Source organism: Aeromonas sp. (assembly GCF_050633025.1).
GTDB lineage: Bacteria > Pseudomonadota > Gammaproteobacteria > Enterobacterales > Aeromonadaceae > Aeromonas.
Genome location: NZ_JBODRQ010000100.1, coordinates 1 through 12,953 on the forward strand (window position 1 = coordinate 1; position 12,953 = coordinate 12,953).

At 60.4% G+C, this 12,953-nt stretch carries 14 protein-coding genes; 3 read left to right on the top strand and 11 right to left on the bottom strand.

The window, feature by feature from the left end:
- Window positions 1-256, bottom strand: a 256-nt coding sequence (locus ACRAUW_RS13220; protein WP_431362635.1) for an AAA family ATPase, incomplete at its 3' end; no start/stop codon positions are given.
- Window positions 257-512: 256 nt separating this feature from the next.
- Window positions 513-1,712 carry a sodium/glutamate symporter gene (gene gltS / locus ACRAUW_RS13225; protein ID WP_431362636.1) on the bottom strand — a complete coding sequence of 400 codons (1,200 nt, stop codon included), beginning with the start codon at window positions 1,710-1,712 and terminating at the stop codon, window positions 513-515.
- 445 nt (window positions 1,713-2,157) lie between these two features.
- On the opposite strand from gltS, the gene ansA reads away from it, so the two are divergent.
- Window positions 2,158-3,165: an asparaginase gene (gene ansA / locus ACRAUW_RS13230; RefSeq protein WP_431362637.1), complete on the top strand. Its 1,008-nt coding sequence runs from the start codon at window positions 2,158-2,160 to the stop codon at window positions 3,163-3,165.
- Between the two features lie 262 nt (window positions 3,166-3,427).
- Here ansA and ACRAUW_RS13235 read toward each other — a convergent pair whose 3' ends face one another.
- Both ACRAUW_RS13235 and ACRAUW_RS13240 read right to left on the bottom strand, forming a co-directional pair.
- Window positions 3,428-3,721 carry a YeaC family protein gene (locus tag ACRAUW_RS13235; protein ID WP_431362638.1) on the bottom strand — a complete coding sequence of 98 codons (294 nt, stop codon included), beginning with the start codon at window positions 3,719-3,721 and terminating at the stop codon, window positions 3,428-3,430.
- Between the two features lie 95 nt (window positions 3,722-3,816).
- Window positions 3,817-5,250: a glyceraldehyde-3-phosphate dehydrogenase gene (locus tag ACRAUW_RS13240; RefSeq protein ID WP_431362639.1), complete on the bottom strand. Its 1,434-nt coding sequence runs from the start codon at window positions 5,248-5,250 to the stop codon at window positions 3,817-3,819.
- A 211-nt stretch (window positions 5,251-5,461) separates the two neighbouring features.
- On the opposite strand from ACRAUW_RS13240, the gene ACRAUW_RS13245 reads away from it, so the two are divergent.
- Together ACRAUW_RS13245 and ACRAUW_RS13250 are read left to right on the top strand one after the other, a co-directional pair.
- Window positions 5,462-6,262: a DUF2989 domain-containing protein gene (locus ACRAUW_RS13245; RefSeq protein WP_431362640.1), complete on the top strand. Its 801-nt coding sequence runs from the start codon at window positions 5,462-5,464 to the stop codon at window positions 6,260-6,262.
- A 7-nt stretch (window positions 6,263-6,269) separates the two neighbouring features.
- Window positions 6,270-6,833 (top strand): NUDIX domain-containing protein, encoded by a 564-nt coding sequence (locus ACRAUW_RS13250; protein ID WP_431362641.1) that lies wholly within the window; start codon window positions 6,270-6,272, stop codon window positions 6,831-6,833.
- Between the two features lie 105 nt (window positions 6,834-6,938).
- Here the strand turns inward: ACRAUW_RS13250 and lipA are convergent, their stop codons facing one another.
- From lipA to ACRAUW_RS13285, 7 genes are all read right to left on the bottom strand, one after another.
- Window positions 6,939-7,904 (bottom strand): lipoyl synthase, encoded by a 966-nt coding sequence (gene lipA, locus ACRAUW_RS13255; protein WP_431362642.1) that lies wholly within the window; start codon window positions 7,902-7,904, stop codon window positions 6,939-6,941.
- Window positions 7,901-8,578: a lipoyl(octanoyl) transferase LipB gene (gene lipB, locus ACRAUW_RS13260; protein WP_431362643.1), complete on the bottom strand. Its 678-nt coding sequence runs from the start codon at window positions 8,576-8,578 to the stop codon at window positions 7,901-7,903. The genes lipA and lipB overlap by 4 nt, the downstream gene beginning before the upstream one ends.
- A 62-nt stretch (window positions 8,579-8,640) precedes the next feature.
- Window positions 8,641-8,904, bottom strand: a complete 264-nt coding sequence (gene ybeD, locus ACRAUW_RS13265) for a DUF493 family protein YbeD (protein WP_431362644.1) — start codon at window positions 8,902-8,904, stop codon at window positions 8,641-8,643.
- Window positions 8,905-9,196: 292 nt separating this feature from the next.
- Entirely contained in the window at window positions 9,197-10,393 is a 1,197-nt protein-coding gene (locus tag ACRAUW_RS13270; RefSeq protein ID WP_431362645.1) for a serine hydrolase, read from the bottom strand.
- Window positions 10,394-10,580: 187 nt separating this feature from the next.
- A complete protein-coding gene (locus tag ACRAUW_RS13275) occupies window positions 10,581-11,561 on the bottom strand; it encodes a septal ring lytic transglycosylase RlpA family protein (RefSeq protein ID WP_431362646.1) in 981 nt (326 codons plus the stop codon).
- Window positions 11,503-12,501, bottom strand: coding sequence for a lytic murein transglycosylase B (gene mltB, locus ACRAUW_RS13280; protein WP_431362647.1), 999 nt, complete (start codon window positions 12,499-12,501; stop codon window positions 11,503-11,505). Before mltB ends, ACRAUW_RS13275 begins: the two co-directional genes overlap by 59 nt.
- On the bottom strand, window positions 12,501-12,953 hold a 453-nt coding region (locus ACRAUW_RS13285), incomplete at its 5' end, for an FtsW/RodA/SpoVE family cell cycle protein (protein ID WP_431362648.1). The genes ACRAUW_RS13285 and mltB, both read right to left, overlap by 1 nt.

The following is a 12,953-nucleotide window of genomic DNA, read 5'->3' on the forward strand; positions in this document are numbered from 1 at the left end:
CAAGGATGATCCGCCGGGGATCATCGGCCCGATCACCGGGGCGCAGCCCGCCCGCCCACATGATTTGATTAATACCCCCCTCGGCACAGATGGCGCTGGCCAGCTCGCCAGTGGCGGCGCTGGCCAGCAGGTGGATGGCATTGTAGAGGTTACTCTTGCCGCAGCCATTTGCCCCCTGTACCAGATTGATCCTGCCAAGAGGCATGGATAGCTTGCGCACCGACCGATAGCCGCGGATCCAGATCTCGCTCAACATGGGGATGACTCCTTGCCCCTGATTAACGCCCTGAAGGAAGGCTACTGTGATCCACTCTGGAAAACAGCCCCTTCAGCCACATGAGAAGAGGCACCCTGAGGTGCCTCAGACTATTGAAAAAACCTCTGATTTCAGAAAGCAAGGGCTTTTTCATCAAACCAAATCAATACGTTACGATGACGACTCTGGCTTTGTCAGCAATCTGAGAGCCCATTGAAAGGTGGGCTCTGATCATATACGTCTGACGAAAAGGGAATTACAGGAATGGCATCGCCATAAACAGCTTGATCACCATGGCGTTGATGATGTCGATAAAGAAGGCACCCACCATGGGCACCACCAGAAACGCCAGGTGGGAGGGACCGAAGCGCTGGGTAATGGCCTGCATGTTGGCAATCGCGGTCGGGGTGGCCCCGAGGCCAAAACCACAGTGACCTGCCGCCAGCACGGCTGCATCGTAATTTTTGCCCATGACCCGGAAGGTGACGAAGATGGCGTAGAGCGCCATAGCCATGGTCTGGGCTGCCAGCAGAATGAAGATGGGCAGCGCCAGACTGGCGAGATCCCACAATTTCAGGCTCATCAGCGCCATGGCGAGGAACAGCGACAGACTGACGTTGCCCAGCAGGGAGACTTCGCGATCGCTCACCTCATGCCAGTTCAGCAAGGTCAGTACGTTGCGCAGCAGCACGCCGACAAACAGCACGCAGACGAAGATTGGCAGCTCGAAAGCCCCCCCTTTGAGCGAGGCGGAGAGCAGCTCGCCACCCTTGAGGCTGATGGCGATCAGCGCCAGCGTCTCGATGACGCTGAAAGTGGTGAGGGGGCGCTCCATGTCAGGCATTTCGAAGCCCTGGGGGGCCTCATCCTGATTGTGTTCCTCACCGGGCACCTGCACTCTCTTCACCAGATAGCGGGCGACCGGGCCACCGATCAGGCCGCCCAGCACCAGACCGAAGGTGGCACAGGCAATGGCGAGCTCGGCGGCGGATTGCACCCCGTACTTCTCGGAGAAGGTTGCGCTCCAGGCCGCACCGGTGCCGTGGCCGCCAGAGAGAGTGATGGAGCCTGCCAGCAGCCCCATGTGGGGATCCAGACCGAGCAGGGTCGCCAGACCGACACCCAGACTGTTTTGCACCAGCAGCAGGCCGGTGACCACCATCAGGAAGGTAACCACCGCCTTGCCGCCGCGCTTGAGGCTGCCCAGATCGGCGGAGAGACCGATGGAGGCGAAGAAAGCCAGCATCAGCGGGGTTTGCAGGCTGGTATCAAATTGCAGCTCCATCTGCAGGGTGGAGCGCAGCAGCAGCAGCACCAGCGCGACCACCAGGCCGCCGGCTACCGGTTTGGGGATGTTGAAGGTACGCAGCAGCCCGACTCGGGTAACCAACACCCGGCCAAGCAGCAATACCAGAGTGGCAGCGACCAGCGTTGCGTAGGAATCAAGTTGTAACATTCAGTACTCCCATGTTGATTGGCTGTGTCTTTCATAGCAAAAGACTTACAGATTCAGCCGGGATGAAAACAGTGTGGCTTATGTGCCAGCAAAGAAGGGGAAACATCTCCCCGCCCCAGGAAAGATGGGGCTTGTGCGGGCCTGACATGCTCAGGCATTCAGATGCGATTTTAGTAAAACCCGGCGGATTGTAGCAAAAAGCATCGTTTAATTCCATCCTTGGCGTATTAATGCTCGATTTAGTGGTTTTTTGTAACATTTAACACTATTTAGGTAGGGGCAGACCAAGCCGAAAAGGGTGCATGGAACGGCTGTCATTTGGGGCGCCAGTCTCTATAATTCGCCGGTTTCCGCTGCACGCAGAGGCGCTGGCGGGCGTTGACATTGTGGTTCCCCCGACATGGTTCATGTTTTGGCGGTGTTCACTTCATCAAGAGGAGAGGGTGTGAAGAAGTCTATCTACATTGCCTACACAGGCGGCACCATTGGGATGCAGCGTTCCGATCACGGCTATGTGCCGATGGCGGGCTTTATGGAAGACTGTCTGGCGCGGATGCCCGAGTTCCACCGCCCCGAGATGCCGGATTACCATATCCACGAATATGCGCCCCTCATCGACTCCTCCGACATGACCCCGGCGGATTGGCAGCGTATCGCCGAGGATATTCGCGACAACTACGAGAAATACGATGGTTTCGTGATCCTGCACGGCACCGACACCATGTCGTTCACCGCCTCGGCGCTCTCCTTCATGCTGGAAGACCTGCACAAGCCGGTCATTATCACCGGCTCCCAGATCCCGCTGGCCGAGCTGCGCTCCGACGGTCAGCAGAACCTGCTCAACGCCCTCTATATCGCGGCCAACTACCCGATCCACGAGGTGACGCTGTTCTTCAACAACCAGCTCTATCGCGGCAACCGCAGCAAGAAGGTGCACGCCGATGGCTTCCACGCCTTCGACTCGCCCAACTATCCGCCGCTGCTCAACGCCGGGATCGCCATCTCGCTGGAAGCGGGTGAGCTGGGCATGCCCTCCGAGCGGCCGCTGGTGCTGCACGACATCACCCCCCAGCCCATCGGCGTGGTGACCCTCTATCCGGGGATCTCCAGCGAGGTGATCGCCAACATCCTGCAACAGCCGGTGAAGGCGCTGATCCTGCTCTCGTTCGGGGTGGGCAATGCGCCGCAGAACCCGGCCATGCTGGCGCTGCTCTCCGAGGCATCGGCCCGCGGCGTCATCATCGTCAACCTGAGCCAGTGCCTGCACGGCAAGGTCAATATGGGGGGCTATGCTACCGGCAACGCCCTGTCGCGGGCCGGGGTGATCTCGGGCTTTGACATGACCGCCGAAGCGGCGCTCACCAAGCTGCACTTCCTGCTGAGTCAGGACTTGCCATCCCACCGCATTCGCGAGCTGATGCAGCAGTCGCTGCGTGGGGAGCTGACTCCCTGAGCGTTGCGGCCCTCACCCTAACCCTCTCCCGGCGGGAGAGGGGATAGATCGAGGTGCGGTTGGCCGCGAGGCTTGCCATGAAGAGTGTTGGCAGGTGGCCCGTTCACTGTTCGCAGGTGCGAGCCTGCTCCCTTCTCCCCCTGGCGGGAGAAGGGTTGGGGATGAGGGGGATGAGTCACCCGGCATCGATAGGAAAAAAGAGGGGAGCCATCATGGCTCCCCTCTCTGTTGTGGCCGCCACGAGCGGCCTGCCGGATCAGCTTCAGTGGTTGAGATTGACCCGGACTATCTCTTCCTCGTCGCGATACTGACGCTTGAGCTCGCTCTTGCTCTTCATCACGATCTCGCCGTCACGACCAATATTCATGTGCTCGGGGTTGTCGAGGTGCATCGCCTGCCAGGCCATCACGGCTTGCAGCGATGTGGCCTTCTGCTCGTCGGTGAGGGGCTTGCCATCGGGCCACTTGCCCAGCTCGACTGCGGTCTTGAGCCGCTCGTACACCTCTTGTGGCATCTGCCTGATTGCTTGCAAAAAATCACCCTGTTGAAACGACATCCGGCCTTCTCCTTGAACTATTGAGCCATAAACTGCGGGATCTGATGGGTCATGCAGGTAGACCCTATCGGTCTATGCCGGCAGATCCTGGCGGACTATGCAGGTAGATCCTGTCGGACTACGCCAGCCATCTGCTCCATCACCCTCACTACCTGGCAACTGTACCCGAACTCGTTGTCATACCATATGTAGAGCACGCAGTGATCCCCCTCGGCGATGGTCGCGTGGGAGTCGACGATGCCCGCATAACGGGAACCCACCATGTCGGAAGAGACCAGCTCGGTACTGGCGCTGAAGTCGATCTGGCGATGGAGGGCGGAGCTTAGCGCCATCTGCTGCAGATAAGCGTTGAGGCTCTCCCGATCGGTGGCCTGCTCCAGCGACAGGTTGATGATGGCCAGCGACACATTGGGGGTCGGCACCCGGATGGCGTTGCCGGTCAGCTTGCCCTTGAGTTCGGGCAGCGCCTTGGCCACCGCCTTGGCGGCGCCGGTGCTGGTCATCACCATATTGAGGGCCGCGCTGCGACCTCGGCGCTCGCCTTTGTGGTAGTTGTCGATGAGGTTCTGATCGTTGGTGTAGGAGTGGACCGTCTCCACGTGGCCGTGGCGGATGCCGTATTTCTCCTGCATCACCTTGAGCACCGGAGTGATGGCGTTGGTGGTACAGGAGGCGGCGGAGATGAGCCTGTCATCCGGGCCTATCACCTCATGGTTGACCCCGAACACCACGTTCTTCATCTCCCCCTTGCCTGGAGCGGTCAGCAGCACCTTGCCGGCACCGCGCGCTTTCAGATGCTCGGAGAGACCCGCTTCATCGCGCCATACCCCGGTGTTGTCGACGATCAGCGCATCGTGAATGCCGTAGGCGGTGTAGTCGATGTCGGCCGGGCTGTTGGCGTAGATCACCTGAATGAAGGTACCGTTGGCGATGATGGCGCTGCGCTCCACATCCACCTCAATGGAGCCGTTGAAGGGGCCGTGCACCGAGTCGCGGCGCAGCAGGCTGGCACGTTTCTCCAGATCTCCGTCGCGACCGCCACGCACCACGATGGCGCGCAGGCGCAGCGGATTGGCAGCGCCGGTACGTTCGATCAGCAGGCGGGCCAGCAGGCGGCCGATACGGCCAAAGCCGTAGAGCACCACGTCGGTCGGCTGCGGCATCTGGCTGCGGCCAAGGGCCGGTGCCAGTTGCGCTTGCAGGTAGTCCTCGATCCCCGCCTCATCCTGATGATCCTGCCAGTAACCGACTGCCAGCTTGCCAATGTCTACCTCGGCGGCGGTGGGGTTGAGGGCAACGATGGCCTGAAGCAGGGGGAAGCTTTGCTGGATGGGGAGGGGAGCGCCCTGGTGGCGGCGGACGACCCGGTGGGCCTTGAGGATATCGATGGTGGAGGCGTTTTGCAGCGGGCGGCCATAGAGGGTGATCTCGACCCCTTGTTGTCGGTAGAGGCGACCAATCAAGGGCTGCATGGTTTCGGCGAGCTCCTGGCTCTCCTGCCACGCTTGCAAGTAGTGCTCGTGGGTCATTGACCAGATCCTTTATTTCACGTTGTTGGTGTAAATAGAAAATTCGTCGAATGCAGATCAGTGTAGGGGTGTATATTTCGTTATATTATTCTGCAATCGCGGCCTTATATGGCGCGCGCATTGTAATGGATATGTAACCGGTTTGCTAGCCGGAGGTGGCCCGTAAAGGCGCCAGTTGTTACCAACCCGCGTTACCAACAAGATGTGAACCATGGCCAATTTCCCCCTGCGACAGACCTTCATCATGCTTTCAGTCGGCCTTGCTGTTGCTGGCTGCAATGACGACCGGATCCACAATATCTGCAGCAACCATCCCGAGCTCTGTCAGGATCTGGTGGACGATGGCTGGTGTCGCTACGAGCGTACCGATGTGATCCGCAGTCGCTTCTATCTCAAGGAGGAGGGGACGGATCGGCGCAAGTACGAGCTGATGCGTAACCTTGAGCGTTATATCAAGTGTGCCGAACACTCTACCAACATCGAGTACAAGCGGGCTCGCGAGCGGAAAAGCCCGCGGGTGGAGGGGATGCTGGCGGCGGGGGAACAGCTGGCCCAGCTCGATGCGGCGACCAGCAACTCCCAGGAGCCCTACTTGCTGCTCTGGCACTGGACCAACAACACCAATGAGCTTGCTCGCCAGCAGTTTATGGCGCTGGCAGGCACCAAGGCACTGGATGAACCAGAGCTGCAATTGGCACTCGGCGGGATCTACGCCAAGATCGACCCGGAAAAGGCCATTGCCACCCTGCTGCGTGGTCTCTCCCTCTATCGGGAGGGAGATAAGGTCAACAGCCGCATGATCACCTCCCTCAGCACTCTTTACATGGGCCAAAAACAGTATGGGCGGGCCTATCTGTGGGGCAAGGTAAGCGAGTCGTTTCAGGAGGCGCCAGAGGTCTCGGCCAAACGCTTTGGCATCTACCACACCCTGAGCAAGACCGAGCAGGATAGCTATGATGTGCGGGCGGCCGAGATCGTCGAGCAGCTCAAGCGCGGCAACTACCGGCCGTGAGACCGTGATGACAAGGCTCTCCCCGGCCAGTGGTTGGCCCAACCCTTTTGATATCTCTTTCGTGCATGGCGAGGTGTTCACCCGGGGACATTCGCTGGAGCGGCTCACGGTGCGCGCTGTGGTGCCCCGCGGTGACGAGCTGCTGCTGGTTCACTCCCGGGTCAACGGCGATCTGATGTTCCCCGGTGGCGGCATCGAAGCGGGAGAGAGCCACCACGTGGCGCTGGCCCGCGAGCTGAAGGAGGAGTGTGGCGCCGAGCTGCAGGAAGTCGGGGTCCTGCTTGGCGAAACCCGTGAATATCGCGCCGCCCGCGAGCCGGGGTTCGATGCCTACTGTATCCGCTCGCTCTACTACTTGTGCCGGATTGGTGATCAGCTGGCAACGCCGCAGCCGCAACCCTACGAGATCCGCCTCGGCTTCGTGCCTGGCTGGTTTTCCCTCGACGATGCGCTGCAGACCAACAAGACTCTGCTGGCGGGGCCCTGCCCCCAGTGGACGGCGCGAGAGACCCGGGTGCTGGCCCAGTTGCAACTCTGGTACCAGCAGGGGATCTTTGGTAATGGCTGCTGACTGCAGCAAGCGGTAACGGTCAGAGACATCAACACAAAGAGCGCCAATAAGCGCTCTTTTTTGCTACCAGCGAGGCGGTGACCGGCCCCCCTCTGTCGCGGGCGGTTATTTGACCTCTTCGCCCCTGGCTTGCAGATCTGCATGGTAGGAGGAGCGGACGAAAGGACCGCAGGCGGCGTGGGTAAAGCCCAGCTCCATGGCGACATCTTTCAGCTCGTCGAACTCTGCAGGCGGCACGTAGCGTTTCACCGGCAGGTGGTGGCGGCTCGGCTGCAGATACTGACCCAGGGTCAGCATGTTGACGCCGTGTTCGCGCAGATCTTTAAGCACCTGAACGATCTCTTCATTGGTCTCGCCAAGGCCCATCATGACACCGGACTTGGTCGGTACATGGGGGTGCATCTCCTTGATGCGGCGCAGCAGCTCCAGCGACCACTTGTAGTCGGCACCCGGGCGGGCGACGCGATACATGCGCGGCGCGGTTTCCAGGTTGTGGTTGAACACGTCCGGCGGCGTCTCGCGGAACACTTCAAGCGCCTGCTCCATGCGACCACGGAAGTCCGGGGTCAGGATCTCGATGCGGGTCTGCGGGCTGTGCTCGCGGATCTGCTTGATGCAGTCGGCGAAGTGCTGGGCACCGCCGTCACGCAGGTCATCGCGGTCTACCGAGGTGATGACCACGTATTTCAGTCCCATCTCCTTGATGGTGAGTGCCAGTTTCTTCGGCTCTTCCGGATCGAGTGCCAGCGGGCGGCCGTGGGCCACATCGCAGAAGGGGCAGCGACGGGTGCAGATGGCGCCCATGATCATAAAGGTGGCGGTGCCGTGGTTGAAGCACTCCGCCAAGTTGGGGCAGGAGGCCTCTTCACAGACCGAGTGCAGCTTGTTTTTGCGCAAGGTGCTCTTGATGTGTTCGATCTTCTGGCTGGAGGGGGGCAGCTTGATCCGCATCCAGTCCGGCTTGCGAAGAAGTTCCTCGTTGGGATCCGGCATGAATTTCACCGGGATCAGGGCCATCTTGTCGCCATCGCGCAGCTTGACGCCCGGCTCCATACGAACGGGTTTGCTCATGATTCACTCTCGGTGTTTGTTATTGTTTGATAGCCAATCAGGCGGGCCAGCTCGGCCACCAGAATGGATTGCGCCTCGGCCACGCTCTGCGGGCCGCCCAGGGCGCTGGTCTGGGTCATGGCCATGCCCGCATAGCCGCACGGATTGATGTGCAGGAAGGGGGTCATGTCCATGTTGATGTTGAGGGCCAGCCCGTGGAACGAGCACCCCTTGCGGATGCGCAGACCCAGCGAGGCCAGTTTTGCCTCCATGCCAAGGTCATTTTTCACATAGACCCCGGGGGCATCGGCCTTGGCATAGGCCTGGATATCGCTTTTGGCGAGGGTATTGATGATGGCTGTCTCCAGCGCGGTCACCAGCTCGCGAACCGAGAATTTGCAGCGGCGGACATCCACCAGTACGTAGAGCACCAGCTGGCCCGGGCCGTGATAGGTCACCTGACCGCCGCGATCGCTCTGCACCACCGGGATATTGCCCGGATTGAGCAGGTGTTCGGCCTTGCCGGCCTGGCCCTGGGTGTAGACGGGATCGTGCTCGACCACCCAGAACTCGTCCGGGGTGTCGCTGGTGCGGTTGTCGGTGAAGGCTTTCATGGCGTCCCACACCGGCTGGTAGGGGCGGCGACCCAGCTGCCTGACAATCAGGCTGGACTGGGCGGGGATCAGGGATGACATGGCGTCCTCGCGGCGTGCTGTGGCCAAAAACAGTCGCCCCGCAGAACGGGGCGAGAGAGAAATTACAGTACGTATTTCACCAGCTCGATCTTGCCAAGGGCGGTGTACATCGCTTCGATGTGCTCTTTGCTCTGGGCAGTCACGGTCACGCGGACCGAGTGGTAGTTGCCCTTGGAGCTGGGCTGGACTGTCGGGCTGTAGGTGCCGGGGGCGTGCTGCTGTAGCACTTCAACCACCATTTCCGGCAGTGCCGGGTCGGCAATGCCGAGAACCTTGAACGGGAATTTGCAGGGAAACTCCAGCAGTTCATCAAACTTGGTATTCATTTACTCACCTTTTGCGTCATCACCGGGATGACTTCATCTTGGATGGCTAGTGGCCGATGGCCCGTGGAGGCCGCCATTTCAAGTCTATGTGGGCACGGCTCATAACTATATGGGCGCTGCCCGGACCGGGATCAAGGCCAGGATCAGTCAGACAAGGATGGAAGTGCTGCTTTTTACCACAAATCAGGGTAAGGCGGAACCTGCAGTTTACAGGGTTATTCACTGCCTTTGTCCGTCACAGACAGCAGCGGCGCCTGTTGGCGCCGCTGTTTGGTGAGGATTGTGCGTCGGATTACTTGAACCAGCTGGTGACCAGCAGTACCAGGTAGTCCCACAGACGGCTCATCAAGCCACCTTCCTGCACCTCTTCCAGCGCGACCAGCGGCACCTGCTTGATCTCTTTGTCGCCCTGCTTCAGGAACACGGTACCGACGCGCTGACCCTTGGCCAACGGCGCTTTCAGCTCGCTGTCGAGCTGGAAATCAGCCTTCAGGTTGTTGCCCTGACCGCGGGTGACCAGCACGGAGACATCTTTGTCGACGCCCAGTTTCACTTCCGGTTTGTCGCCCATCCAGATCTTCTGGGTGACCAGTACGGTGCCTGCCTTGTAGGGGGTCAGGCTCTGGAAGAAACGGAAGCCGTAGGTGAGCAGCTTCTTGCTCTCGGCGGCGCGGGAGGCTTCGCTGTTGGCACCCAGCACCACGGCGATAAGACGCATGCCTTCGTTGTTGGTGGCGGAGGAGACCAGGTTGTAGCCGACCTGGCTGACGTGGCCGGTCTTGATGCCGTCAACTTGCAGGGATTGATCCCACAGCAGGCGGTTGCGGTTGTGCTGGGTGATGCCGTTGAACACGAAGGATTTCTGGGAGTAAATCTTGTACTCCTCCGGTTGATCGTGGATCAGTGCCTGCCCCATGCGGGCCATATCGCGGGCAGTTGTATAGTGGCCCTCTTCATCCAGACCGTGCGGGTTCTTGAACTGGGTATCCTTCATACCGAGTTTGGTGGCCCAGGCGTTCATCAGGCTGGCGAAGGAGTCGGTGCTGCCGGCCAGATGTTCAGCCATGGCGACGCAGGCGTCGTTGCCGGACTGGATGATGATGCCCTTGTTGAGATCATCGACGGAGACCTGCTTGCCCACCTCGATAAACATCTTGGAGGAGTCGGAGTAGTTCTTGGACCAGGCGTTCTGGCTGATGGTCACCATGTCGGTGCCCTTGATGTTCCCCTTGTGCAACTCGTCGCCAACGATATAGGAGGTCATCATCTTGGTCAGACTGGCGGGTGGCAGACGCTCGTCGGCGTTCTGCTCGGCCAGCACCTGGCCGGAGTAGTAGTCGATCAGAATATGGGCCTTGGCGGAGATCTCCGGCGCGGCGGGAACCACCATGGGCATGGCATTCGGGGTCGGTGTCGGCACCGGCGTATTGGCCTGGGCGGTTACGCTGATCAGTGAGGCCAGAAGAACTGAACGGGCAAATTTGGACATCTTGAAATTCCTGCGAGCCAGATGGGGATAAAATGCGGGCCTAACTATACCAGATGCGCCCGCAGGTTATAGCCCGAGATGGCGATCAGAACTGGTTTTTTATCCATCACTCCCTGTCATCACGCCATAAAACGACGTGATGACAGTGAGTAAGCGGTTAGTTACATCCGCGGCAAAAAGGGGGCGATCAGGGCACGATAAAGGCCTGTTCCAGCCCGCCCTGACGTACTTTTTCCAGCACACTTGCCTGCTGGTCGGCGGCGACCGGGCCAATCAGCACCCGGAAAATGGCGCCATGGGCATCGATTCGGTAGGGTACGCCGTAACGCTGGGTCATCACCTTGCCCATCGCCTCTGCCCGATCCCGAGAGCCGCTGGCCAGTACCTGGATCATCTTGCCATCACCGCTGCTGGCGGGCGCTGCGGCCTTGGTAGGCGCAGGCTTGACAGGTGCCGCTTTGGCTGGCTTGGCCGCGGGCGCCTTGACGGGAGCAGGTTCGGCAGCGGGGGTGGCCATCGCCAGCGCGGTCGGTTCACCCAGGAAGCCATCTTGCGACAGCGTGTTGGAGGCCGCAGCCGGAGTGGTCGGGGTCATTTCGATGGGCTTCATCGGCTCCATGATCACCATCTGATCCGGGGTGTCGCTGATCAGCTCCAGCCGTACTCGGGCCTCACCGCTGTCGACCATCTCCAGCTGCTTGGCCGCAGCGTAGGAGAGGTCGATCAGGCGCGGGCTGTTGAACGGGCCGCGATCGTTGACCCGCACTATGGTCTCCAGCCCGTTGTCCAGATTGGTGACCCGCACATAGCTCGGGATGGGTAGGTTGCGGTGGGCGGCACTGAACAGCTTGCTGTCCAGCACATCGCCGTTGGCGGTCTTCTGGCCGTCCAGATCCGGCGACAGCCAGCTGGCGGTGCCCTCTTCGCTGTAGTGTTTGATGTCGCGCCACACCTCGTTTTTCTGCTTGCCGATCCAGTAGTCCCGGTTGCCGCTGGCGCTCAGGGGCTCGGGGCGTGGAATGGCGCCGGTGGCTTGCGGGATCTCGATAACGGGTGGCTTGCTGACCGGTGCTTGCAGCTCGACGGGGGCGGACTGTTCCGGCTGGCTGCTACAGGCTGCCAGCAACAAGCTCAGGCTGAGCGGGAGGAGTTTGTGACGAAGATGCATACGCTTCCTGAATGGCTTGGCTAAGTTGATACACCGCCATCGCATAGAGTGGGCTGCGATTGTAACGGGTGATCACATAAAAGTTATGCCGTGCGACCCAGTATTCCGGTCCATCGGCTTGATCAAATGCCAGTAACTTGACCGGCGTCTGTGGGGCCAGCGGCGTGGCGAGCTCAATCCCTGCCGCCGCCAGTTCTGACCACTGTTGTGTTAGCTCGGGCTCAGGCCTGAGTAGAGGTTCGACTGCCATCAACCCGATCTGGGCCGGTTCCACCACGGATTCGCCCCAGCGCCACTGGTGGCTGGCAAAATAGTTGGCCACGCTGCCGATGGCATCGACCGGGTTGGCGAAGAGATCCCGCTTGCCATCCCCGTCAAAATCGACGGCGTAGTGGCGGTAGCTGGAGGGCATGAACTGCCCCATCCCCATGGCGCCGGCATAGGAGCCCTTGAGGGTATCGAGTTGCCACCCCTCCTCTTTGGCCAGCACCACCAGCTGGGCAAACTCCTTGGCAAAGAAGTCCGCCCGTTCCGGGTAGTGAAACCCCAGGGTGTAGAGGCTATCGAGCACCGGATGACGTCCCATCTGGCGACCATAGAAGGTTTCTACCCCTATGATGGCCACGATGAGTGAGGCCGGCACCCGATAGGTCTGCTCCGCGCGGGCCAGCGTTTCGGCATGTTGCTGCCAGAACTGCTGGCCATCCCGGATGCGATCCGGGGTAACGAACAGCGGTCGGTAGCGATGCCAAGGTTTGGCCTCCCACGGCTTGCTGATGGTGTCGAGCACCTCCTGCCGTAACTGGGCGCGGGCGACGGCGGCCTGCAGCTCCGCCAGCGGTACCTGCTGCTGTTCGGCGAGCAGGGCCAACCGATCCGGCGCCACGGCGGCGGTTGCCATCGTGGTGACGAGAGAGAGCAGCAATCCAACCCGTCCCATCAGGCGAGCAGCCTTCTATGAGTCTGAATGGACATCAGTATGCCAAAGCCCGCCATCAGGGTCACCATGGAGGTGCCTCCATAGCTCACCAGCGGCAGGGGTACCCCCACCACCGGCAAGATGCCGCTCACCATGCCCATGTTGACGAACACATAGACGAAGAAGGTGAGGGTGATGGCGCCGCCCAGCAGTCGCTCGAAGCTGTTCTGGGCCTGCATCGAGATAAACAGGCAGCGGCTGATGACGTAGAGGTAGAGCACCAGCAGCAGGGCAACCCCCACCAGACCGAACTCCTCACTGAATACCGCGAAGATAAAGTCGGTATGCCGTTCTGGTAAAAACTCCAGCTGGGACTGGGTGCCCTGCAGCCACCCTTTGCCAAACACGCCGCCTGAGCCGATGGCAATCTTGGACTGGATGATGTGATAGCCGCGCCCGAGCGGATCTTTCTC